The 23,005-nt window shown below is 68.3% G+C and carries 21 protein-coding genes; 7 read left to right on the top strand and 14 right to left on the bottom strand.

Features of this window, described 5'->3' with window-relative positions; translation table 11 throughout:
- Position 1 precedes the first annotated feature (1 nt).
- From AB0F51_RS21080 to AB0F51_RS21065, 4 genes are all read right to left on the bottom strand, one after another.
- Positions 2-1,387 carry a glycine--tRNA ligase gene (locus tag AB0F51_RS21080; RefSeq protein ID WP_360282325.1) on the bottom strand — a complete coding sequence of 462 codons (1,386 nt, stop codon included), beginning with the start codon at positions 1,385-1,387 and terminating at the stop codon, positions 2-4.
- 97 nt (positions 1,388-1,484) lie between these two features.
- Complete coding sequence (locus AB0F51_RS21075) at positions 1,485-1,784, bottom strand: antibiotic biosynthesis monooxygenase (RefSeq protein WP_360282323.1); 300 nt, start codon at positions 1,782-1,784, stop codon at positions 1,485-1,487.
- A gap of 117 nt (positions 1,785-1,901) precedes the next feature.
- Positions 1,902-2,543: a hypothetical protein gene (locus AB0F51_RS21070; protein WP_360282321.1), complete on the bottom strand. Its 642-nt coding sequence runs from the start codon at positions 2,541-2,543 to the stop codon at positions 1,902-1,904.
- Complete coding sequence (locus AB0F51_RS21065) at positions 2,540-3,040, bottom strand: hypothetical protein (RefSeq protein ID WP_360282319.1); 501 nt, start codon at positions 3,038-3,040, stop codon at positions 2,540-2,542. Before AB0F51_RS21065 ends, AB0F51_RS21070 begins: the two co-directional genes overlap by 4 nt.
- Before the next feature lie 102 nt (positions 3,041-3,142).
- Here AB0F51_RS21065 and AB0F51_RS21060 point away from each other — a divergent pair, with 102 nt between their 5' ends.
- Positions 3,143-3,454 (top strand): DUF6703 family protein, encoded by a 312-nt coding sequence (locus AB0F51_RS21060; RefSeq protein ID WP_360282317.1) that lies wholly within the window; start codon positions 3,143-3,145, stop codon positions 3,452-3,454.
- A gap of 297 nt (positions 3,455-3,751) precedes the next feature.
- Complete coding sequence (locus tag AB0F51_RS21055; protein ID WP_360282315.1) at positions 3,752-4,303, top strand: response regulator transcription factor; 552 nt, start codon at positions 3,752-3,754, stop codon at positions 4,301-4,303.
- Here AB0F51_RS21055 and AB0F51_RS21050 read toward each other — a convergent pair.
- The 8 genes from AB0F51_RS21050 to AB0F51_RS21015 all read right to left on the bottom strand — a co-directional run bounded on the left by AB0F51_RS21050 (position 4,282) and on the right by AB0F51_RS21015 (position 16,045).
- Complete coding sequence (locus tag AB0F51_RS21050) at positions 4,282-6,036, bottom strand: ABC transporter ATP-binding protein (protein ID WP_360282313.1); 1,755 nt, start codon at positions 6,034-6,036, stop codon at positions 4,282-4,284. The two genes, AB0F51_RS21055 and AB0F51_RS21050, sit on opposite strands and share 22 nt — an antisense overlap.
- Complete coding sequence (locus AB0F51_RS21045; RefSeq protein ID WP_360282311.1) at positions 6,033-7,628, bottom strand: ABC transporter ATP-binding protein; 1,596 nt, start codon at positions 7,626-7,628, stop codon at positions 6,033-6,035. Before AB0F51_RS21045 ends, AB0F51_RS21050 begins: the two co-directional genes overlap by 4 nt.
- 53 nt (positions 7,629-7,681) lie before the next feature.
- Positions 7,682-9,640 (bottom strand): prolyl oligopeptidase family serine peptidase, encoded by a 1,959-nt coding sequence (locus tag AB0F51_RS21040; protein ID WP_360282309.1) that lies wholly within the window; start codon positions 9,638-9,640, stop codon positions 7,682-7,684.
- An 80-nt stretch (positions 9,641-9,720) separates the two neighbouring features.
- A complete protein-coding gene (locus tag AB0F51_RS21035) occupies positions 9,721-9,852 on the bottom strand; it encodes a SapB/AmfS family lanthipeptide (protein WP_360282307.1) in 132 nt (43 codons plus the stop codon).
- A 3-nt stretch (positions 9,853-9,855) separates the two neighbouring features.
- Positions 9,856-12,396 carry a class III lanthionine synthetase LanKC gene (gene lanKC / locus AB0F51_RS21030; protein ID WP_360282305.1) on the bottom strand — a complete coding sequence of 847 codons (2,541 nt, stop codon included), beginning with the start codon at positions 12,394-12,396 and terminating at the stop codon, positions 9,856-9,858.
- A gap of 102 nt (positions 12,397-12,498) precedes the next feature.
- Positions 12,499-13,050 (bottom strand): DUF305 domain-containing protein, encoded by a 552-nt coding sequence (locus tag AB0F51_RS21025; RefSeq protein WP_360282303.1) that lies wholly within the window; start codon positions 13,048-13,050, stop codon positions 12,499-12,501.
- An 11-nt stretch (positions 13,051-13,061) separates the two neighbouring features.
- On the bottom strand, positions 13,062-14,315 hold the full coding sequence (locus AB0F51_RS21020; RefSeq protein WP_360282301.1) for a DUF1996 domain-containing protein: 1,254 nt from the start codon (positions 14,313-14,315) through the stop codon (positions 13,062-13,064).
- A complete protein-coding gene (locus AB0F51_RS21015; protein WP_360282299.1) occupies positions 14,312-16,045 on the bottom strand; it encodes a discoidin domain-containing protein in 1,734 nt (577 codons plus the stop codon). The genes AB0F51_RS21020 and AB0F51_RS21015 overlap by 4 nt, the downstream gene beginning before the upstream one ends.
- Before the next feature lie 207 nt (positions 16,046-16,252).
- Here AB0F51_RS21015 and AB0F51_RS21010 point away from each other — a divergent pair, with 207 nt between their 5' ends.
- Positions 16,253-17,248 carry a LacI family DNA-binding transcriptional regulator gene (locus AB0F51_RS21010; RefSeq protein WP_360282297.1) on the top strand — a complete coding sequence of 332 codons (996 nt, stop codon included), beginning with the start codon at positions 16,253-16,255 and terminating at the stop codon, positions 17,246-17,248.
- A gap of 21 nt (positions 17,249-17,269) precedes the next feature.
- Here the strand turns inward: AB0F51_RS21010 and eboE are convergent, their stop codons facing one another.
- Together eboE and AB0F51_RS21000 are read right to left on the bottom strand one after the other, a co-directional pair.
- A complete protein-coding gene (eboE, locus tag AB0F51_RS21005) occupies positions 17,270-18,409 on the bottom strand; it encodes a metabolite traffic protein EboE (protein ID WP_360282295.1) in 1,140 nt (379 codons plus the stop codon).
- Between the two features lie 66 nt (positions 18,410-18,475).
- Positions 18,476-19,783 carry a YibE/F family protein gene (locus tag AB0F51_RS21000; RefSeq protein ID WP_360282293.1) on the bottom strand — a complete coding sequence of 436 codons (1,308 nt, stop codon included), beginning with the start codon at positions 19,781-19,783 and terminating at the stop codon, positions 18,476-18,478.
- Between the two features lie 51 nt (positions 19,784-19,834).
- Between AB0F51_RS21000 and AB0F51_RS20995 the strand changes: the two genes are divergently transcribed.
- The 4 genes from AB0F51_RS20995 to AB0F51_RS20980 all read left to right on the top strand — a co-directional run bounded on the left by AB0F51_RS20995 (position 19,835) and on the right by AB0F51_RS20980 (position 23,005).
- A complete protein-coding gene (locus tag AB0F51_RS20995; RefSeq protein ID WP_360282291.1) occupies positions 19,835-20,785 on the top strand; it encodes a metal ABC transporter substrate-binding protein in 951 nt (316 codons plus the stop codon).
- Entirely contained in the window at positions 20,782-21,540 is a 759-nt protein-coding gene (locus AB0F51_RS20990) for a metal ABC transporter ATP-binding protein (RefSeq protein WP_360282289.1), read from the top strand. The genes AB0F51_RS20995 and AB0F51_RS20990 overlap by 4 nt, the downstream gene beginning before the upstream one ends.
- Positions 21,537-22,541, top strand: a complete 1,005-nt coding sequence (locus tag AB0F51_RS20985; RefSeq protein ID WP_360282287.1) for a metal ABC transporter permease — start codon at positions 21,537-21,539, stop codon at positions 22,539-22,541. Before AB0F51_RS20990 ends, AB0F51_RS20985 begins: the two co-directional genes overlap by 4 nt.
- 68 nt (positions 22,542-22,609) lie before the next feature.
- A complete protein-coding gene (locus AB0F51_RS20980; RefSeq protein ID WP_360282285.1) occupies positions 22,610-23,005 on the top strand; it encodes a Fur family transcriptional regulator in 396 nt (131 codons plus the stop codon).

Below are 23,005 nucleotides of genomic sequence, written 5' to 3'. Positions count from 1 at the left end.
GTCAGCAACCCACCAGACGCTGGGCAAGGTAGCCGGTCACCTCGGTCAGAGCGACTCGCTCCTGCTTCATCGAGTCGCGCTCGCGGATCGTCACGGCCTGGTCGTCGAGGGTGTCGAAGTCGACGGTGATGCAGTACGGCGTACCGATCTCGTCCTGGCGGCGGTAGCGCCGGCCGATCGCCCCGGCGTCGTCGAAGTCGACGTTCCAGTTCTTCCGCAGCTCGCCGGCCAGGTCCTTCGCCTTCGGGGACAGGTCGGCGTTGCGGGACAGCGGCAGCACGGCCGCCTTGACCGGCGCGAGTCGCGGGTCGAAGCGCAGTACGGTCCGCTTGTCGACGCCGCCCTTGGCGTTCGGTGCCTCGTCCTCGGTGTAGGCGTCGAGCAGGAAGGCGAGCACGTTGCGGGTCAGCCCGGCGGCCGGCTCGATCACGTACGGCGTCCAGCGCTCGCCCTTCTCCTGGTCGAAGTAGGACAGGTCCACCCCGGAGTGCTTGGAGTGCGTGGACAGGTCGAAGTCGGTGCGGTTCGCGATCCCCTCGAGCTCGTCGAACTCCTTGCCGCCGAAGTGGAACTTGTACTCGATGTCGACGGTGCGCTTCGAGTAGTGGCTCAGCTTCTCCTTCGGGTGCTCGTAGAAGCGCATGTTGTCCGGGTTCAGCCCGAGGTCGAGGTACCAGTCCCAGCGCGCCTTCAGCCAGTACTCGTGCCACTCCTCGTCGCTGCCCGGCGCGACGAAGAACTCCATCTCCATCTGCTCGAACTCGCGGGTCCGGAAGATGAAGTTGCCGGGGGTGATCTCGTTGCGGAAACTCTTGCCTACCTGGGCGATGCCGAACGGAGGCTTCTTCCGGGCGGTACCCATCACGTTCGCGAAGTTGATGAAGATGCCCTGCGCGGTCTCCGGGCGCAGGTAGTGCAGGCCTTCCTCGGACTCGACCGGGCCGAGGTAGGTCTTCAGCAGGCCGTTGAACATCCGCGGCTCGGTGAAGGTGCCCTTGTTCCCGCAGTTCGGGCAGGCGATCTCGTCGAGCTTGACCTCGTCGGCGTCCTTGTTCTTGCGCCGGGCGAAGTCCTCCCGCAGGTGGTCGTCGCGGTACCGCTTGTGGCAGGACTGGCACTCGGTCAGCGGGTCGACGAACTCCTGCAGGTGGCCGGACGCCTCCCAGACCTTGGTCGGCAGGATCACCGAGGAGTCCAGCCCGACGATGTCGTCCCGGCCTGTCACCATCGAGCGCCACCACTGGGTCCGCACGTTGTTCTTCAGCTCGACACCGAGCGGTCCGTAGTCCCAGGCCGACTTGGTCCCACCGTAGATCTCGCCGCACGGGTACACGAAGCCTCTCCGCTTACTGAGGCTGACGACGGCATCGACGGTATCCACGGGCACGTTTCGACTCCAGAGTGGTGGTACGGGAAGGGTCCAGGCTATCGGTTCAGCGGTGCGGTGAGAATTCACTCAGTGTCCTGGGTCGGCAGCCCGTGCTTCAGCTCCGGCTGCCGACCCAGGACACTAAGTCGTCGTAGGCGCTCGGTTCGTCGATCGCCTCCGACAGCAGCGGGACGGCCGCCAGCTTCACCTCGTACGGCGAGAGCGCGCGGCGGTAGCTGCCGATGTTCACCCACTCCATGCTGAGCGCCAGCAGCTCAGGATCATCCGCGTTCCGCCCGGTCCGGGCCGCCACGAAACCCTTCTGCCGGGACAGCACCTCGACAGCAGCCTCCAGCCGCTCGACGAACGCCGGCTGCCCAGCCTGCCCCACCCGGAACCTGATCACCACGAACACCCACCACACCCTACGGCGTCACCCCCGGCAACCACCTGCTGACCCATTGGTCATCCCCAACCAGGCCAGTGGTCATCCCGGCCCGCGCCAGTGGTCATCCCCAACCGGGGCCGGTGGTCATCCCCGCTCGGGCCAGCCCGTCGGTGCCGGACTACTCCGTCTCCGCTCGAACGGCATCCCCCCAGCCACCGAGTCCGCCCGCGACGGGACCGCCGCCTTCCGTAGTACCCGGGAAGACCGCAAGGGCTGCTGCCCGGCCCACGCCTGCGCAATCGCCCGCTTGGCATCCAACTCCGCCTGGCGATCCGCCGCACTCCGCCGCTCCCCCGGCACCCGATCACCGAAGCGATTCAGCCCCGGCTGCCGGTCATCCGGATGCCGATTCAACCGAGCACACGTGTGCTCGTAGATGTTCCCGCTCCCCTGCCGCGGCTTGACCGCCAGCAACTCCCGCCGCGGCAACCCACCCGGCGACCCCGGCCCCAGCTCCCGAAACACCAACCGATGATCAGCCGCCCGCTGCGGATCGGACCGCAGGTAACAGGTCACACAGTCCCGCAGATCCCCCTTCCCAACCTGATACCCCAGAGCGTGATGCCCGTCGGATGCACCTTCTGTCAGGGCTTTGATCTCGGCCAGTACCTGCTTCCGCAGGTACGCGGTCCGCTGGGTCCGGTCGCGACGCGCGGCGGCAGCCAGACGCTGCAAGTCCTCGACGAACTTCCTGCCCAGCACGATTTCGTACTCGGGGTGGTTCACGCATCAGGCCGGTCGTTGCGGCGGAGGTCCTCCAAGTCCTGTACTGCCTCGGGGCCCATCAACTCGGCGATCTCGTCCAGGTCGAAGGGTCTGCTGTCTGGGAGGGGTTCGGTGGTGTAGGTGCGGTGGGTGGGGTCGTCGGTTACGCCTGGTGGTGGCTCGTCGTCGCCTCGGAGGTGGCGGTATTGGGCGGTGGAGAGGACGACGGCTTCTGGTTCGCCTTGTTCGCCCCAGACCTGGGGAGCCGGTACTGCGCCGGCTCGGAGGACGGCGACCAGTCTGGGCAGCTCGGCCGCCAGTTGGGTGGGCTCCAGGACCGTGTCGCCGAGGTCGAACTTCGTTTCGCCGCCGAGATCCTCGAACTCGTCGTACGTCAGCACCACCGCCTCCGGGCGGCCGTCGCCGAAGCTGAACGCGAAGGTCTTCCCCGCGCGGAAACGCTTGAGCACGGCGGGAAGGTCGGCCCGCAACTGGTCGACGGTGGGTAGCGCTGTCATAACCCGATCGTAGTCAGCTCGCCCGTCGCGTGCGGCCCGTTGTCCACAGGCTTGGTGGCTGCCGTTCGTGGGGGCTGGTGAGAGGCCTGGAAGAATGGGGGGATGAGTAGCGCATCGAGCAGTCAGCCGGTCAGTCCGCTTCGGGCGCGGATCACCAAGGCCAGCTACCCGGTCGTGGCCCGGCTGCACGGGATGCCGAAGCTGACGTTGCCGGGGATCACGCTCGTGCTCGCGCTGGTCGGGGTGTTCGCCCCGCTCGCTGTCGGCGTACCCGCGCTGATCCTGCTGGCGCTGCTGCTCGGCTGGCTCGGGTTCCTGTCCTGGCCGGTGGTCAGCACCGGGGCTCGCGGTATGCGGGTCTTCTCGGTCCTGGTGATCCTTTTGTTCGCGGTCTCCCGCATCGCCAACGGCTAGCGCCCGCACAACCGCTCAGCGCCCACTCCGCCCGTCCAGGCGTCACCGCTGGCGTACGCCTGCGATACATCTGCGCTGCACGCCGCGAAGTTTTACCCTCAAATACCGCGAGTTTTTGCTGACCTGGTGACAGGTCAGGTATCCGCATGGAAACTGTCGGTTACCGATTCCGGATTTCCCGGCGCACTCCGTGACCGGCAGTATCCGGAATCGCGAACACGATTCGCCAGGGGGGCGGAGCCGGTGATCCGAGTTGTCATCGGGCACCGCGGGAGGCTCGTGCGAGGTGCGCTGGCCGTGGTGCTCAGCAGGGAATCTGATCTGAACGTGGTTGCGGAGTTCGAGAACGCGGAGGAGGTCTTGCAGGGGTCCAACGGCGGACCGGAAGTGCTGTTGCTGGATCCTCTCCTTCCGGGAGAGATGGGAATCGCCGAGTTGTGCGACCAGCTCGGTGGACACGCGGTACTGATGCTGATCGAACGCGACGACGGCGGCTCGATCTCGCTGGCCCTCTCAGTGGTCAAACAGTCGTCCAAGGTCGGGGTGATCGGTACCGACGCCTCGCCCGACGATCTGGTCGAGGCGGTCCGGGAGGTGGCCGAGGGCCGGCCGGTCTTCGATCCCAGCCTGGCGCTGGCGGCGTTGCGGGCGCCGGACAACCCGTTGACCGACCGCGAGTGCGAAGTACTCCGCCTGATCAACACGGGCGCGACCGCCCAGGAGGTGGCCCGCGCCCTCAACCTCAGCGCCGGAACGATCCGGAACTACCTGTCCCGGATCCTCAGCAAGACCGGCGCAAGGAGCAGGATCGAGGCGATCCGCAAGGCTCAGGACGCGGGCTGGATCTGATCTCGCCTGAGCTGATCTCGCCTGAGCGGATCGCGGCTGACCTGATCAGGGCCGGTCTCGACCGGAGCCGGGAGCGCCCAGTGGCCGACCAGTTCGGCGTACAGGGCGCTCTCGGTGAGGAGCGTCTGGTGGCTGCCGAGGATGGCGTGGCTTCCGTCGAGCACGAGGATTCGCCTGGCCCGTAAGGCGGAACTGACCCGGTGCGCGATGACGATCAGGCTGCCGGGGCGTGCTGCGAACGCTTCTTCGGCGACGCGTTCCACCTCCGGGTCGAGGTAGCAGGTGGCCTCGTCGAGCACGGCCAGCGGCGCGGGCGACAAGTACGCCCGTGTCAGCGCGAGCAACTGCCGCTCGCCCGCCGACAGCTGCGAGGGCCTGATCATCGCGGCCGGACCACCAACTCGGCGTACCAGTCGGGAAGCGCCGACCGCTTCGATCGCCTGGTCGAGCTCGGCGGCCGTCGCGTCCTGGTTCAGATAGCTCAAGTTCTCCCGGACCGTGCCGGTGAAGACGTAGGCCTCTTGAGGGATAACTACCCGAGAGTCCGCCAACTCACTGGCCGGCAAGACGGCCGGCTGCACTCCTCCAAGCGATACCTCGCCTTCGGTGGGTTGCAGGAGTCCGCAGATGAGTCCGGCCAGCGTCGACTTGCCGATACCGCTGGGGCCGACCACCGCGAGGTGATCCCCTTCCGGAACAACGAGATCCAGGTTCCGCAGTACGGGTTCGGCGTGGGGGCCGTAGGCGAAGGAGACCTGCCGCAGCCGCACGTCGTGTCCGCTCGGCAGCCGGCCGCCCTGCCCATACTCCGGTACGTCGCTGGTGTCCAGGATCCGGCCCAGCGTCACGACGTACCGCAGACCGCTGTCGCCCAGCGCGGACATCACCGTGTTGAGCGCCGGCTGCAATCCCAGCAGCACGTAGGTCATGCCGCCGAGCAGCGTTCCGGTGCTGACGCCTCGGCCGATCAGCCAGGGCGCCGCGGCGAGCAGGATCACCAGCGGGAGCCAGCCTCCGATGGCGAAACAGAGTTTCCGCAAGGCGGCCACCTTGGCGAGCGATCGCTCGGCTGCCGCCTGCGCCTCGATCGGTTTCCCGACCAGTCCCGCGGCGAACTCCTCGCCCCCACTCGCGGTCAGATCCCGTACTCCGGCAAAGGCCATCCCCGCCGAGGTCGCCAATTCCTCATCGGCTTGCAGCGACGCCCGAACCCGAGCAGCCGCCAGTCCCAGCACACCCAGCGAAGCGAGAAACCCCAGCAGGAAGGGCGGTACGACGAGCGCGGCGACCAGCGGCGACAGCGACAGCAGCCCAGTCACCACACCGATCACCGTCACGACGAAGCTCCGCACCACCAGGACCAACCCGGCGAAGGTGTCACGGACGATCTCCACCTGGCGGTTCAGGCGAGCCAGGGCGCCGTCGGCCTGCGCGTTCCGCAGAGCACCGGCCACCACCTTGCGGACCAGCTCATCGCGCAGCGGCTCGACGAGTTCGCCGAGCAGGCGATAGACCCAGCGGGCGCCCAGCGCACCGAACAACGCGGCTGCCACCAGACCGCTGAGCCACGCCAGCCCCCGCTCGGTCCGCCCTGCGAGGAACGCATCCGTGGCATGAGCGACTGCCAACCCGTAACAAGCTGTCGGCAGGATCTCAGGCACCGACCAAGCAGCCAGTAGCAAAGCCGGCCGGCGCCGTACGGCGGCCACCCCCACCCGCAACTCCCGCTTCACCCAAACACCTCCCGGTACTCCGACCGGCACCACAGGTCGTGGTGTGCGCCGACCGCCCGGACTCGCCCCTTCTCGAGCCACACCACCAAGTCGGCGCGAGCTGCCGTCGCCACGCGATGAGTGACGATCAGCCTGGTACGCCGCCGCCGGTCGCCCATCAGCGTCTCGCTGATCTGCATCTCGGTCGCGGTGTCGAGGCTGCTGGTCGCATCGTCGAGGATCAGCAGGCGCTTCGCAGTCCACGCCCTGGCCAGCCCGAGCCGCTGGGCCTCGCCACCAGACATCGGCGCCTTCGCGAGCGGCGTCCCGTAGCCATCGGGCATGCGACTGACGAAGTCGTGCGCATGGGTCGCACGGGCCGACGCGAGCAGCCGGACCGGCTGCAGCGGGCCGACGGATATGGCATCGCCCACCGTCGACCCGACCAGCGCTGGTCGCTCGAACGCACACTTGACCGCAGTACGCAGCGCGGTCTTGCTCAGCGCGTGCAGCGGTACTCCGTCCAGCAGGACCTGCCCCTTGTCGGGATCCCACAACCGGCCGGCCACAGCAGCGAGCACAGACTTCCCTGCACCACTTGGGCCGACGACAGCGACTGCTGCACCTCCGGGCAGGTCCAGTCGGACGTCGTCCAGCAAGACCTTCTTGCCAGCCAGCACGGTGACTCCGTCCAAGGCCAAGCGGCCTGGGCCTTCCGGTAGCGGCAGAGTGCCGTAGCCAACCGGTTGGAGAGCAGTCACCTCTGCTGCACGGGCGATGCCGCCGCGTGCCCTGGCCAGTTCACCCAGGACTCCAGTGAGACTGCCGAGGCCTGCCCCGATCACGGCGTACTGGACAGCGGCGAAGTACTCGCCTGCCGTGATCCGGCCGTTGACCAACTGCACGCCACCGACGGCGAGGACGGAGATCAGGACCAGTGGGCCGATCACTGCAGCCTGTGCGCCGGAGCGGGCCAGCATCTGCCAGGTCAGCAGGCCGTGCTGGTGCAACTGTGGCAGTAGTCGGAGGATGCGGCGCTCCTCCCGCTCGGCGGTTCCCGCGGCGACGATGGTCCGGATGCCGGCCAGGGCCTCGGTGAGCGCGGCCGCGATGCGGCCCTGGGTCTGCTGGTAGGCAAGGCTGATCTCGGCGGTCCGGCGCGTGAAGGCCCACAGCACAACCACAACGGCGGCTGTTCCGGCGAGGAAGGCCGCAGCCAGCCAGGGGTCTATGAGGAACAACAAGACCAGGCTGCCGATCGGGGGGATAGCTGCAGCAACTGCCGTCACTGCGGCTGGCCCGGCCTGAGCCGCATCGGTGGCATTGCCCGACACCCGGCTGACTAGGTCACCAGTGTCGAACCCGCGGGTGCCGGACGGTCCCGACGTCAGCACCTGCCGGACCAGCCGGTGCCGCAGCCAGGCGGTGGTCCCAGCGACACAAGCCGTGCCGGCGAGCACTTCGACGAGGTCACAGGCGACACCGAGAGCGATCAATCCGCAGGCAACCAGAACCCACCGACCCGTGGAGTCCTGGGCCACCACAGCATCCACAGCCTTACCAAGCACGGTCGGCAAAGCCAGCACGATCAAACTGCCAACCAGAGCAGCCACCCCGATCAACGGAAGCCACCCCCGCCCCTGCCGAAGCACCTCCCGAAAGGTCGTCACGGCACACCCCCGAGGCCGGTGTGGGTTGCCAGGAAGGCGAGCATGTCCGCAGCCAGGGATATGCCTCGGCTGGTGCCGGACGGGAGGTGGCCTGCTCCGCTTTCGGATCTGAGCAGGATGGGGCGGGTGCTGGTGGTGGCGTGTTGCAGGGCGGCGCACATCTTGCGGGCGTGGAGTGGATCGACGCGGGTGTCGCCGTCGAAGGTCGTGAAGAGGACCGCCGGATAGTCCGTCTCGACCACTCGGTGGTACGGCGAGTACGCGAGCAGCGCGGCCAGTTGGGCCGGATCGTCCGCCGACCCGTACTCCGGCACCCACGAAGGCCCGAGCCCGGCGAGCTGGTAGCGGACCATGTCGAGCACCGGCGCCGAGCAGACCGCGGCCGCGAACAACTCCGGCCGTTGCGTGAGGGCCGCGCCGACGAGCAGACCGCCGTTGGACTCACCACAGATCGCCAGCTGGTCGGCCGTCGTCCAGCCGTCCGCGATCAACGTCTCGGCCGCGGCGAGGAAGTCGTCGATCACGTTCTGCTTCGCGCCCAGTACTCCGGCCCGATGCCACTCCTCGCCCTGCTCTCCCCCACCCCGCAGGTTCGCCGTCACGAACACGCCGCCCGCCTCCACCCAAGCCAGCGCGAAGGACGAGTAGCTGGGCGTGAGGGACAAGCCAAATCCGCCGTAGCCGTAGAGAATCACGGGCCGCGGCTCGTCGGCCCCTGATCGGGCGAGCACCACCAGGCGGATCGGAGTACCGTCTCGCGATCGGTAGACCACCTGATGGGATTCAACGTCTCGGACTGCGGGAACCGAGCTCCAAGCGGTGACGTGACCAGTGCGAGCGTCGTACCGGTGGACCGTCGGTGGGGTGACGCTGTCGGTGTAGCTGAACCAAGCCTCGTGGCCGCCCTCCGGTCGGGTGCAGAGATCGCCGATCGCACCCGGACCCGGCAGCGGCACCTCGTGCAGAAGCTCGCCGGTCTCCAGATCGTGGGCGGTGAGCGAACTCAACGCGTGCCTGGTCCGCCCGACGAGGAGCATCCCGTCGAGCACCGCGAGTTGGCTGAGTGGCGCGCCCGGCTCCTCGGCGACGAGCTCTCTCCAGTGCTCATGACCAGGCTGGCGCGGATCGCCGACGCAGACCCGGCCCGACGGTGCACCGAGAGTTGTTGCCACATACATCCGGCCGTCCGGCCCGACCGCCAAGGCCGTCCGCGCGTCAACTCCTCGCTGCGCCACCACCGGCTCGAACCCGGAACTCAGGTCGACCAACCAGACATCATTGCCATGCGCAACCACAGCCGAGATCGTCAACCAGTTGCCATCAGCACTGATCTCCAACCCGTACGACGCTTCGCCGGGCAGCATCTGCTCGTCCTCAAACGCCCCGATCCGATGCAGGTAAAGCCTTCGCTCCCGGACGAAGTAGAAGGCCTTGCAGTCCGGGAGCCACGCCACCGGCGAGTAACGGCACCGATCGATCGGACCGTCGATCACCTCGCCGCTGTCGACGTCGAGAACGGAGAGGAAGGAGTGCTCGTCACCACCACGCGAGACCTGATAGGCCAGCAAGCGCCCGTCCGGCGAGGGCTGCCACCGGTCGAGCGTGGTCAGGCCGGACGGATCGAGCGCCATCGGATCGACGAGCACGCGGTCCCCGACGTACAGGACCGGATGGTCCTGGCCGGGACTCCTGCGCGTGAAGAACTGCCGGTTGCCGCGCCAGGCCGGCGTACTGGTTGTCTCTACCTCGCTGAGTGCAGCGACCCTGGCACGGAAATATGCGCGCCCGGACAACGAGCGAGCCTGTAGAAACCAGAGCTCGTCCTGGGCCGCCTGCCACGCGCGCGTTCGCGGATCGGTGGCGTCCTCCAGCCAGCGGTAAGGATCAGCCACCCGGTGGCCGTGCAGGTACTCCGCGCCGGGCAGCCGCTCGGCGGCGGGATAGCTCAGCCGCACGCGAGACCTCCTCTCCGCAAAAGGCTGGGCAGGGGCAATCCCGGACGGGAGGCGATGTCCCGTCCGGGATGCCTATGCGCCTAGTGACACAACACCAGGCTGACGTTGCTCGGGGACTGGGAGCCGCAGCCGAGAACCGTCAGCGTGCTGCCGCCACCCCCTCCGCCGCCGCCACTCGGGGCGTCGAGACCTTGCAGGTCGAGAAGTGCCATTGTCTACACCTCCTTCCAGGAATCGTTGGGAACGGACCGCCGGGCGGGTCCGAAAAATGGGAGGGCTGTCGGCTGCTCCTGCGAAGCAGCGCCGAGCGCCAGCAGGACACCCGCCGAGCCAGTGGCGAGGTCCATCGAGAGGCGAAGCAACTGGTTGCCCGGGAAGGCGAGGCCGCCGCCGTACGGGAGGGCGTGCCAACCGAATCGGGTGATCAGCTGATCGCGGACGCCCGGGTCGAGCTGGGTCGCGGCCAGCAGCAGGCCGGCGCGTCCCATGAAGAGGCCGGGCTGGACGAAGTACCCGCAGTGGGTGACCTTCCGCAGCGCGTCCAGGGCGGGTGCGAGCTCGTCGTCCGGGCGATGCGACAGGTAGCGGTCCAGCACCAGGGCGATCCCGGCCGAGCCTTCTTCGAGGTACGGCAAGGTGCGCCAGCCCTGGTTGATCTGCAGCATGCCGTGGTCGTCCGTCGTACAGCGGCGCAGGTCTTGCTGGAGGGCGATCCGGGCCAGGTCGAGCAGACCCGCATCCCCCCACTGCTCGTAGGCGTGCAGGAACAGCAGGGCCGGGCCCGAAGATCCATGCATCAGCCCCGCTCGCGGGCGTCCTTCGCCGCTGAGCTCGGGCACGTCGTCGGGTCCACCGAGGCGGTCTGCCACCTGATCGACGATGCGGGTCGCGGCCGCGCGGTCGCCGAAGCCGAGCAGGTTGAGCCCGATGCCGGCGAGACCGGAGTACAGGCCGAGTTCCAGGCCGTCGATTGGTTGCTGCTGGCAACGCTCGATCAGGTCGAGCGCATCCTCGCGGTAGCCGAGCTCGTCCAGCACGAAGGCGACACCATGGAGTCCGTCGTAGAATCCGGGCTTGATGTCCGGCTCCTGGACCCGCTTGAGCAACCAGCCCTCGTACTCCGGGAAGCGGCCCGCGCCGCACCGATCGAGCGCCCACAGCACGCCGGCCGCTCCATGGGCGAGATTGACCCCGCCACCCGGCTCGAACTGCGCGATGTCCCCCGGGAACAACCGATCGTTCCGCTCCGGCGTAGCACTGGCCACAACAGCCTTGGTGATCGCGTCACGAGCAACCGGCCACGGCACCTTGCCCGGCAAGGGCGGATCAGCCTGAGTCCTCGACCGCCCACCAAGGATGGTGTCGACCGCAGTACGCAGCCTTTCCCGCGGTACTCCGAACGTCTCGCTGACCTGGTCGGCCAGCTGACTCGCCTTCTCCGGGTGGATCCGCAGCAGCATCGTGGACTGCGGGGCGAACAGGCCGATCGCGAGACAAGCGAGCGCGTACCGATCCACGTCGGCGCCTTGCCGGTCCGGTGGTGCGGCATAACCGGGATGAGCCAGCGCCGACCGAGCCTGCTCGGTGACGAGTGTGGCCACCTCGAAGTCGATCAGGACCAGCCGATCGTCGGCGCCGATCAGGATGTTGCCCGGGTGCAGGTCGTTGAACACCACGCCCCGCTTGTGCAGAGCGGCGACGGCCTGCTCGACCTTGGCCAGCATCTCGAACGCCCACTCGGCGTACTGCGCCAGCTCCGTTGCCGAAGGATCCGGCTTGGTCAGCGGATAGCGCCGGACGATCTTGCGCTGCAAGGGATCGGAGTCGACGAACTCCTGGACCAGGAAGTGGTGATCGCCGAGCACAAGGTAGTCGTGCACCGCCGGTACGACGTCCAGGCCGGCCAGCCGGTGCAGGATGTCGCGTTCCTGGCCGATGCGAGTGACCGCGTCCCGGCCGAGGACGTCCAGCCCGGCCAGCGGGCGGCCCTCCTTGAGCACCACTTTCTCGCCGGTGTCGCGGTGATGGCCGAGGTACACGCCACCGCCGTTGGAGAACTGGATGACGCTCTCGATGCGGTAGGCCAGCTCGTTCGTGGTGACCGCGTTGCGGGCCGCGAGGTGCGGCTCCAGGAACGAGGGCAGCGTCACCCAGGGCGGGATCGAGAACGTGGGTCCCCGCACGTCCGGGACCAGGCGGCCCTCCGCGTCGGCGAGGGCGTAGACCCGTTCGCCGGTCTCCGAGAGGCAGTACCTGGTGACGAAGGCGCCGTACCGGACGAACAGCGGGCCGGCCCCGTAGCGCAGATCGCTGAGGATGTACGGACCCCGGATACCTTCGAGGATGCCGTCGAGCTCCTTGAGCACCAGCTCGAGCTGGGTCTCGTCGGCAGGGTAGATCGTCACGAGCTTGCCGCTCGAGCCGCGGAAGGCCGCCTTGGCGTTGAACATCACCAGTACCGGCTTGCTGCGCAGGAACTTGAACGGCAGGCCGCGCGGCACGCAGTACTCCCAGACAGCCTCGATCGCCTTCTCGGCGTCCTCGAGACCGGCCGAGACGTGGATCTTCCAACCCTGCTGGGGAAGCTCGGCGCCACGCGGCGCGTAGTTCATCCAGACGTCGCCGGGGAGGTGCTCCCAGCCGTCCGGCAACGGCCGGCTACAGGCTGGGAAGTCTGGCTCTTCCCCGTCTCCGCGGTTGGCCGGAGTGTCGTAGAACAGTCCGTCAGCCAAGCAGTAAAGCTCGTACTGCTCCACTCCGGCCTCCCCCTGTGGTTGATCCTTCTGTCACATGGTGTGGCCGTCCGCTCTCGTTGCGTAGTGTCTGCCGTCACGACGAGGACGTGAAAAACGTTGACGCTACTTCTGCGTACGTACCGCCGCCCGACCCAGCGCGGCGACCTGGTCCGCACGGCTCGCCGCGATCGACCCGGCCAGCTTCTTCACGGCCGGCTCCTGCCCTGCCGTGCCGATGCCCTGGGCAAGGACAATGCTCTGCTTCAGGTGTTCCTTCAGGCTCCTGACGAACAGGTTGTCGAAGGCAACGCCGGATGCCTTGCCCAGAGCAACGACCTCGGCCTCGGTCATCATCCCCGGCATGTCGTGGCCCTCATGCTGGTTGGTGGTGGGCGCGCCGGCCCTTGTCCGCAAAGCGATCAGCTGAGCCAGCTCGGCGCGATGACCGGCGCGGAGTTGGGTGGCCAGCGTGCGCAGCGCGGTCGTACTGGCCTGTTTCCGCGCCAACTCCAGCACCCGCAGGAGTTGCTCGTCCATCGGGATCATCAGCTGGATCCACGCCAGATCGGTGGCGTTGAACGAGGCCGGCGCCGTAGTACCGGCTGTTGGTGGTGGCGGGGAGGCGGCGACAGTGGAACCGCAGGCCGCCACCACCAGCAGCAGGGTGGAGGTCACGAGAGCTTTCACTAGGGGCGGCCGTCCGCCCCGCACTTGATGATCGGGCGGATGCAGTCGTTGACACGGCGTTCCATCTCGGCCGGCGGCCAGGCGTTGAAGAAGTCGCCGTGCATGGTGAAGCCACCACCCGAAGCCAGCCGGAATCCTGACGTCGGCCCGTTCACCGGATACCGCAGGACCTGGCGGAGCTTCGGCACCGGCACCGGATGAGTGGCCGGGCAGTCGCCGTTGACCGGGTAGGACATGTGGCTCTTGTGGTCGGGCGAGTCCAGGTCGCGCCCGTTCCAGCACTGCGGGAAGTCCAGGTAGGACTCCAGCATCGTGCCGGCCGGGCAGGTGATGAAGTCATGCCCCGAACCGGCGTCACCGGCGTGCAGGCAGGACCAGCGGGAGATGGTGTTGTCGTTCGGCCCGGTGGCCTTCGCGTTGCCCGCCACGATCCGCAGTCCGAACGGCAGCGGCTGCATCCGCGCGATGACGTCGTCCCGGACCCCTTCGCCCAGGTAGTAGAACGTCGTCCCGGTCGGCTCGACCGGCTGGTTGTTCACCAGCAGCGTCGGCACCCAGTACGACGACCTGTCCACGGCCGGGTTGCACGAGGTCGGCGAGTTGACCAGATCGTCGACGGTGGTGTGCGCGTTCGTCACCGTCGCACCGAAGAAGCTGTGCAGGTGCGAGGCGCCCGGCAGGTTGGGGAAGACGATCGGATCGTCGGGCAGCCGATGCGTGTACGGGCAGTCCGCGAGGAACTCGGCCACCCGGACGACCGGCCCGCCACCCGGCGTACCGGCGTACACCTGGAACTCGAACAGCGAGGCGCCCCACTGGGTGGCTCGTTGGGTGATCAGCACCCGCACGTAGCGGCCGTTGCCGTTGACAACGAGACTCTGCTCGCCGCCGGTGCCGTTCGTGGTGGTCTGGATCGTCGTCCAGGTGTTGCCGTCGGAGGAGGTCTGGAGCTGGAAACCGCGCGCGTACGCCGCTTCCCAGCGCAGTACGACGCGGTTGAAGCTCTGGGACGAGCCCAGGTCGACCTGGAGCCACTGGTTGTCGGCGAAGCTGCTGGCCCACCGGGTGCCGTTGTTGCCGTCGACTGCCGCCGCGGCCGGGAACGCGGCACTCTCAACCGAGGATGCGAGAGCCGGCTTCCCCTGCGACAGCAGGGTTTCCGCGGCCTGCGCAGGGCGGCTGACCACGACCAGGTACGCACCGAGCACGGCCAGCAACGCCACGGTCAGAGTGGCGTACCTTGCCGACCTCATCGGTACACCCGTACGTAGTCGACCAGCATGCGGGCGGGGAACGGCGTACTGGCGTTGGGCGGGCCGGGCCAGTCGCCGCCGACGGCGAGGTTGAGGATGATGTAGAACGGGTGGTCGAAGATCCACGGCCCGCGAGTCGCCTCGACCTGGGCCTTGTCGAGGGTGAAGACCGTCCGGCCGTCGAGTGTGTAGACGATGCCCTTGCTGTCCCAGGCGGCTGCCCAGGTGTGGAAGTCGTCGGAGAAGTCGGCGCCGTTCGGGAGGGTGTACGAGCCGCCGATCCCGCCGCCGCCGTTGTACGCCGGTGCGTGCACGGTCGAGTAGGCCGTCTTCACGTCCTTGCCGAGCACCTCGAGGATGTCGATCTCCCCGTTGTACGGCCAGGGGCGGCCGGTCAGGAAGTCCGCGCCCATCATCCAGAAGGCCGGCCACAGTCCGGCGCCCTTCGGGATCTTCACCCGGGCCTCGATCTTGCCGTACGTCGTGGTGAACTTGCCGCCGGTGTTCATCCGGTGCGAGGTGTACTGGCAGGTGCCGCTGCCGGTCAGCGGGTCGGTCGGGCAGGACGAGCCTGGCGTGGCCTCCTTGCGGGCCTCCATCACCAGATTGCCGTTGCCGTCCATCGACGCGTTGTTGTTGTTCGTGTAGTACTCGAGCTCGTTGTTCGGCCCGGTGCCGGGGTCGATCGTCCACTTCGCCGCGTCCGGCTTGCTGCCGGCCGCGCCGTTGAACTCGTCGGACCAGATCAGCTGCGGCGGGTTCGCCGGGTCACTCGGCGGCGTGGGCGGGGTGCTCGGCGCACCACCGGTGCCGTAGACCTGGAACTCCCACAACGAGTACCCGTACGGCGTATTGCGTTGCGTGCCGTACATCCGGACGTACCGGCCGGTGCCGCTGACGGTGAGCGTCTCCTTGAAACCGAGTCCGTTCGTGGTGCTGTAGATCGGCGTCCAGTTCACGTTGTCGCTGGAAACCTGGAGCTGGTACGACTTCGCCGAGGCCGGGTCCCATTGCAGGACGACCTTGTCGATCTGGGCGGTCGCGCCGAGGTCGACCGAGATCCAGCCCGGGTCGACCCAGCCGCTGTCCGTCGTGGTGGCCCAGCGACTGGCCGGGTCGAGGTCGAAGGCGCGAGCCGGGGTGCACTCCCAGCAGTTGCTGTCGTGCTGCTGCGACGAGGCTGCGCCCGTCTTGCCGTACGAGAGCAGCTTGCTGCCGGGGCCAGGGCCGCTGGACGTCGTACCGAAGACCTTGAACTCCCACAGCGAGTAGCCCCACTGGGTGGAGCGCTGGGTGCCGAGCATGCGGACGTACCGGCCGGAGCCGGAGACCGGCAGCGTCTGGTCGCCGCCGGTGCTGGTGGTGGTCGTGTAGATGGAAGTCCAGTTCGTGCCATCGGCGGAGACCTGCAACTGGAAGGCCTTCGCGTACGCCGCCTCCCAGCTCAGCACGACCTGACTGACGGTGGCGGTCTGACCGAGGTCGACCTGGATCCATTGCGGATCACTGAAGCCGCTCGACCACCGCGTTCCGGGGTTGCCGTCGACCGCGGCGGACGCCGGGAAGGCGACGTTCTCGGCGGAGGACGCGGTGACGGGCCTGCCTTGGGACAACAGCGTGTCGGCGGCATCGGCGGGTGGACTGACCAGCAGAGCGAGCACGAAGCTCGCAGCGACGGCCAGTGCGGCGGCGATCTTGAGGCGGGGCAGCACGGGAGAAAGGGATGGCATGGCATCTCCTGGGGCGGGCGGGCGGCGAACTGAGGGAACGTTCCCTGAGTCTGAGAAAAGCGTGCTCAGGGAACGGTGTCAAGGTCTCGTGCCGATCCGGGCACAGCGCGGCCGCAGCCGGGGACATGCCTTGACAAGGTCCGGCGGCCGCCGGGATGCTCAGTCCTGGGGAACGCTCCCCTAGCGAGGCCGACCGAGGGGGTGCGCGTGCGACGACCGACGCTGCACGCAGTCGCGGCCCGGGCCGGGGTGTCGAAGTCGAGCGTCTCCCGGGTGATCAACGGCGAGCCGACCGTCGCGCCCGAGATCCGCCAGATCGTGATGGCCGCGGTCACCGAGCTCGGCTACGTGCCGAACGGCGCGGCCCGCAACCTGGTCACCCAGAAGACGAACACGATCGCGATCATCGTCTCCGACCCCCCGGCCGGCCTGGTCTCCGACGACCCGATGTTCGCGATGGTCGTCCGCGCTGCCTCGCGTGAACTCGAAGCGGCGGGCAAGCAGGTGTCGCTCGTGCTGGCCGGATCCGACGAGAGTCGTCTGCGCGCCGAGCAGTACCTCGCGGCCGGTCATGTGGACGGCGCGATGCTCGTCTCGATGGACGGCTCGGACCCGCTGCCCGCAGTACTGGCCAGGACCGGACTGCCGATCGTGTCGCACGGAAGACTCGCGACTCCCGGCCTGATGCCGTCCGTCGACAACGACAACCTCGGTGGTGCCACGAAGGCCGTCCAGCACCTGCTGGATCAGGGCCGGCAGCGGATCGCCACTATCTCCGGGCCGCTCGACATGCAGGCGGCGCAGCAGCGGCTCACGGCGTACCGGCAGACCCTGAAGAACACCGGCCGCCGGTCGATCGTTGCCCTCGGCGACTTCACCCGGATCTCCGGCGCCGAGGCGATGAGTCAGCTGCTGGAAGACGATCCGCAGCTCGACGCGGTGTTCGCGGCCAACGACCTGATGGCGATCGGCGCGCTGCGGACATTGCGCGAGGCGGGTCGGCGGGTCCCCGACGACGTCGCGGTGGTCGGCTTCGACGACATCGAGGCCGCGCTCTACACCGCTCCCCCGCTCACGACGGTCCGCAGCCCGATGGGCGAGCAGGCGGCCCGCACCGTCCGGCTGCTGCTCGACCTGCTCGCCAACGGCAGCGCTGACTCTGTCACCCTGCCGACCGAGCTCGTCATCCGCGAGTCCGCCTGAAGCTGTTGCCGGCAGCAACGGTCAGGTGATCTCCTCCAGTCCGAGGCCGACCAGTCGGTCGCGGAGCCAGCCGAGTTCTCGGGCGAGGGCCTCCGCGAGTTCCTGCTGCGTCTTGGGCGCCTTGGGGAGGACGGACCAGGCGTAGGTCTCGGACTCCAGGTGATGGGTCAGCGGATGAGCGCCCCCGACGAGGTACTGCAGGGTCTCGTCGATCACGTCCGTAGTACCAGTCAACGGCGGTCGAGGCGCGGCGTGGACGGGGACGTGGAAGTGGACTCGCCAGGAGGCATGACCGGACAACTGGTCGAGGTCGTCGATTCCAGGTCCGCCGTACTCGCGGGTCTGGTGCAGGTACTTCGGCTCGGCGAGTTCCCGGAGCAGTTCGCGGGCGGCCGGGTCATCGGGATGGGAGACGTGAAGAGCTGCCGACAGCTGGGCCTTCACGACCTCCACGCCGGCTCGCGACAAGGTGAGGAACGCCTCGGCGGGTCGCTCGAACTGCACCGCGAGATGGCAGGTGTCGAGACACAGGCCGAGCAGGGACTGAGCGGAGTACGGGATGAGCCAGTGGGCCGCCTGCGGGATCATCTCGAGGACGCAGCCGGGTTCGGTTTCGACCGCGACCCTGATGCGGCGGCCGGTGGCTTCCTCGGCGCGGGTGAGGCGGAGTTCGAGGCGGTTGAAGGCGTCGCGGGTCTGCGACTCCCGCGCGCGGTCCCACGGCGCACGCCAGGCCAGCGGCAACGTCGAGATCGACCCGTACGCCGCGTCGGCGGGCAGGAGCTTGGCCAGTACTTCGACGAGGTCGAGGGTGTAGCGGAGGCGCGCGGGCTCGGTCCAGTCGGGCAGGTAGAACTTCTTGCCGACCACGCGATCGCGGAAGCCGGCGTACGGGAAGCCGTTCAGCGTCACGACCTCGAGGCCGTTGCGATCGAGAGCGCGGCGGAGCCGATCAAGGGCAACGGCGGAGCTCGCGAGACGGTCGGCGAGCGGGGCGGCGAGCCACAGGCCGATGCCCAGGACGGGAACGCCCAGCTCTTTGCGAACCAGCGCGGAACAACCGTCGAGCTGGGCGACGACTCCGTCGAGATCCTCGGCCGGGTGGACGGTCGTGCAGTAGGCGAGATGGACGGTCGAACCGTCGGCATGACGAAACCTCATGGCGGCTCCTCACAAATCCACCACGAAAAGTAGTCACAAGCGGACTTTCCGTGACTACTATCGACTCTAGGTCGGCTCCCCCGCCGCGGCAACGGCTGGCGGCTCGGCGACGAGATTGCGGGATCGGTCGGCGACGGCCATCGCGGCCAGCGCCGTGGTGAGCGGGACGGCGGCGATGATTCCGAGGCTTCCGACCAGACCCCGGACGACCTCGACGGCGACGATCTCGGTACTGAGCAAATAGCCGGTCGAGACCCCGCCGATCGCGAACACCATCAGGATCGGCAGCGCGGCGCCGGCATAGGCGAGCACCAGCGTGTTCACCACCGAGGCAACGTGCGCGCGCCCGATCCTCAGACCGGCTCCGATCAGCGACGCCCGGCTGGCGGCCGGGTTGGCGGCGGACAACTCCCAGACCGCACTCGCCTGCGTCACCGTCACGTCATCCAGTACCCCGAGCGATCCGATCACGATGCCGGCCACCAGCAACCCGGCGAGATCGAGATCCGGCACATAGGCCTTGACCGCCGATGCACCCTCACCGAGCCCGGAGAAGGCGCTGACTTTGACGAACAGCCAGCCCAGGAACGCGGTCAGCCCGAGCGAGGCGATCGTGCCCGCCAGCGCCACCGACGACTGCGCGTTGACGCCGTGCGTGAGGTAGAGGGCGATCACCATGATCACGGACCCGCCGACCACCGCCACCAGCAGCGGATTCGACCCGTGCAGGATGGCCGGCAGGATGAACTTCGTCACCGTCAGCGCGGTGACTCCCAAGGCGGCCAGCGCCGCGATCCCGCGCCAACGCGACAAGGCCACCACCGCGACGGCGAAGATGATCGCCAGTGCGACCAGCGGGAACGTCCGGTCGTGGTCGACGTACTGATAGCGCTCGGTCAGCGGTGCACCGTCCTGCACCCCGAGGATGAGCCGGTCCCCGACCTTGATCGGAACCGCCGAATTCTTGCCCTTCGGAACCTCCACCGGGACGTCGAGCCCCTTGTCCGCGCCGGGCGCGGAGCGGAGCTTGACGGTCGCCTGGTCGCAGTCGTCCGGCGTCTTCGGACAGGCCTTCAGCGCTGTCACCGTGCCGCTCGCGCCGGTCTGCTGAGCCGCCGCGATCTTCATGTCGCCACTCGGCCAGAGCACGATCATGGCGATCACGGCCGCCACAATCAGCGGGGCCAGCACCGCCGCGACCACGACCCGGACCCGCCGGGCGACCACCGCGTCGGCGTCGACGACCGAGGTGTCGACCACCGAGTCACCGTGCCCATGGCCGTGGCCGTGACCGTGCCCGCCCGGAATTTCGAGCCGGCGCCCGCGGTTCGGCTTGGTGTCGGCGCGCCGCCGTCCTACGGTCCGCTTGGCCATCGTCAACTCCCTGTTTTGACAACCATCCCCACTTAAATGAAAATGATTGTCATGAGATCTAGTTCGCGTGCTGTCGTTGCCGGGCTCGCCGCCCTCGCAGTCATCACTCTGGCAGGTTGCGGTGACGACGCTGCCGGGGGATCCACCGGCTCCGGTGACAAGCTCGAGGTGGTCGCCTCGTTCTACCCGCTCGAGTTCATCGCCCGGTCGGTGGGGGGCGATGCCGTGAACGTCACCACCCTGACCGCGCCCGGCGTCGAGCCGCACGACCTGGAGCTCACCCCGAAGCAGGTGGGGACCATCGCGGCGGCCAAGCTGGTCGTGTTCGAGAAAGGCCTGCAGCCGGCCGTCGACGAGGCGATCGACCAGAACGCCAAGTCCGCCGGCTTCGACGTCGCGCCCGCCGCCAAGCTCGAGGCCACCGGTGCCGACTTCGAGGAGCACGAGGAAGGTGCGGAAGCCGCGGGCCACTCCGAGAGCGAGCTCGACCCGCACTTCTGGCTCGACCCGGTCCGGTACGCCGCCGTCGTCCAGGCCGTCACGGACAAGCTGGTCGCGGTCGACAGCGGCAACGCGGCCGGCTACCAGGAGCGCGCCGCCAAGCTGGTCGGCGAGGTGAACAAGCTCGACACCGACTTCAAGACCGGGCTGGCCAACTGCAAGCTGAAGACCTTCGTGACGAGTCACGAGGCGTTCGCCTACCTCGCGAAGCGGTACGGTCTGACGATGGTCGGTATCGCCGGGTTCACCCCGGACGCCGAGCCGACCCCGGCGCGGATCAAGGAGGTCCAGGACATCGTGCGGAAGCAGAAGGTGACCACGATCTTCTACGAAGAGCTCGTCAGCCCCAAGGTGGCCGAGTCGATCGCCCGCGACGTCAAGGTCAAGACCGCGGTCCTCAGCCCGATCGAGGGGCTGTCGGACGCGAACTCCCAGGAGACCTATCTCACGCTGATGCGCGAGAATCTGCAGGAGCTCCGGAAGGCGAACAGCTGCGCGTGACACCACCCAGAACTGCTGAGCCAGCCGTCCAGGTCACCGATCTCTCGGTCGACCTGGGCGGTCGTCTCGTCCTGCGCGGAGCGGATCTGCAGATCCGCCCGGGCGAGGTCGTCGCGGTGCTCGGTACCAACGGCTCAGGCAAGTCCACTCTGGTCCGCACGATGGTCGGCCTGCTGCCGGCCGCCCGCGGCGAGGTCAAGGTCTTCGGTACTCCGATCCGCCGGTTCCGGCAGTGGAACCGGATCGGTTACGTACCGCAACGGATCACCGCGGCGGGCGGCGTACCGGCGACTGTCGCCGAGGTCGTCGCGTCCGGTCTGCTCTCCAAGCGGCGACTGTTCCGGCCGCTGACGGCGGCCGACCGGGCCGCGATCAACGACGCGCTGGAGATCGTCGACATGACCGCCCAGCGCAAGGACGGCGTCGCCGAACTGTCCGGCGGTCAGCAGCAGCGGGTGCTGATCGCCCGCGCGCTGGTCTCCGACCCCGAGCTGCTGATCCTGGACGAGCCGACCGCCGGCGTCGACCTGGCCAGCCAGGCCGTCTTCGCCGACGCGATCCGGCAGCGGGTCGCCCGCGGCACGACCGTGGTGATGGTCAGCCACGACCTGGGCCCGATGGACGCGCTGATCGACCGCTCGATCATCCTGCGCCGCGGCCGGATCGTGTACGACGGACCGCCGCACGCCTCGCAGACCCATGCCCACGTCCACCCGCACGGGTCGGTCCACGACGAGCCGGGGTGGCTGTCATGACGATGTTCGAGCTCGAGTTCATGCAGCGCGCGCTGATCGCCGGACTGCTCACCGGCCTGTCCGCGCCCGCGATCGGCACGTACCTCGTCCAGCGCCGGCTGTCCCTGATGGGCGACGGCATCGGCCACATCGCCATCACCGGTGTCGCCCTGGGCCTGCTGACCGGTACTGCGCCGGTCCTGACCGCGATCCTGGTCGCGATCCTCGGTGCTACCGCGATCGAGCTGGTCCGGGCACGCGGCAAGGCCAGTGGCGACGTAGCTCTCGCCCTGCTCTTCTACGGCGGCATTGCGGGCGGCGTACTGCTCATCGGCTTGGCCGGGCAAGGTGCCGCAACACTGAACACCTACCTGTTCGGCTCGCTCACCACCGTCTCCCCGTCCGACCTGTACGTCGTCGTCGGGCTCGCGGTCGCCGTACTAGTCGTGGCGATCGGCCTGGGCCCGCAACTCTTCGCGGTGTGCCAGGACGAGGAGTTTGCGCGGGTCACGGGCCTGCGGGTGCAGCTGCTCAACCTGTTGATCGCAGTGATGGCCGCTGTCACGGTGACCGTCGCGATGCGGACTGTCGGCCTGCTGCTGGTCAGCGCACTGATGGTGGTGCCGGTGGCTACCGCGCAGCAGTTCACGCGGTCGTTCCGTAGTACCTTCGCCACTGCTTGTGCCATCGGGGTCGCGGCCTGCCTGGCCGGGATCATCACGTCCTACAACGCGAACGTCGCCCCCGGCGCCACCATCGTGGTCCTCGCACTGGGCGGCTTCGTGGTCGCCGCCATCGCAGGCGCCCTGGTACGGCGTCGCCGCGGCGTCCGCGCGCCATTGCCGGACGAGGAGCCCGAGGTCGGCCTGCCGGCTCCGGCACCGCATGTGGTGAGCACTGCCCACCAGCACGCCCACGACCCCGAGTGCGGCCACCCCAAGGTTGAGCATGGCGACCATGTCGACTACGTTCACGACGGCCACTTGCACGCGGCGCACGGAGACCACTGGGATGAGCACTGACTTGCCGTCTCTGCGAGAATTGGCCGGGTTGCCGCGGGAATCACGGTGACGAGATGACAGGAGGAACGGTGGCCATCGGAACACGCTCGACCCGTCAGCGCGCGGCGGTCGCTTCCGTGCTCGACAATCTCGACGACTTCCGGACGGCCCAGGAGATCCACCAGGAGCTCCGGGGTGCGGGTGAGGCCGTCGGCCTGACCACGGTCTACCGGACCTTGCAGGCACTGGCCGACTCGCACGAGGTCGACGTCCTGCGCACCGCGGACGGCGAAACGGCGTACCGGCGCTGCTCGAAGGGGCACCACCACCATCTGGTCTGCCGCAACTGCGGCCGCACCGTCGAGGTGGAGGGCCCCGCCGTCGAGCGCTGGGCCGACAAGGTCGCGGCCGAGCACGGCTACGCTGACATCAGCCACACCCTGGAGATCTTCGGCACCTGCGGAGAATGCCAGAAGCTCGCCTGA

It is taken from the genome of Kribbella sp. NPDC023855 (genome assembly GCF_040639475.1).
In the GTDB taxonomy this organism is placed as follows: Bacteria; Actinomycetota; Actinomycetes; order Propionibacteriales; family Kribbellaceae; genus Kribbella.
The sequence above is the reverse complement of the archived record's forward strand: the minus strand, read 5'-3'. Positions and strand labels throughout refer to the sequence as shown.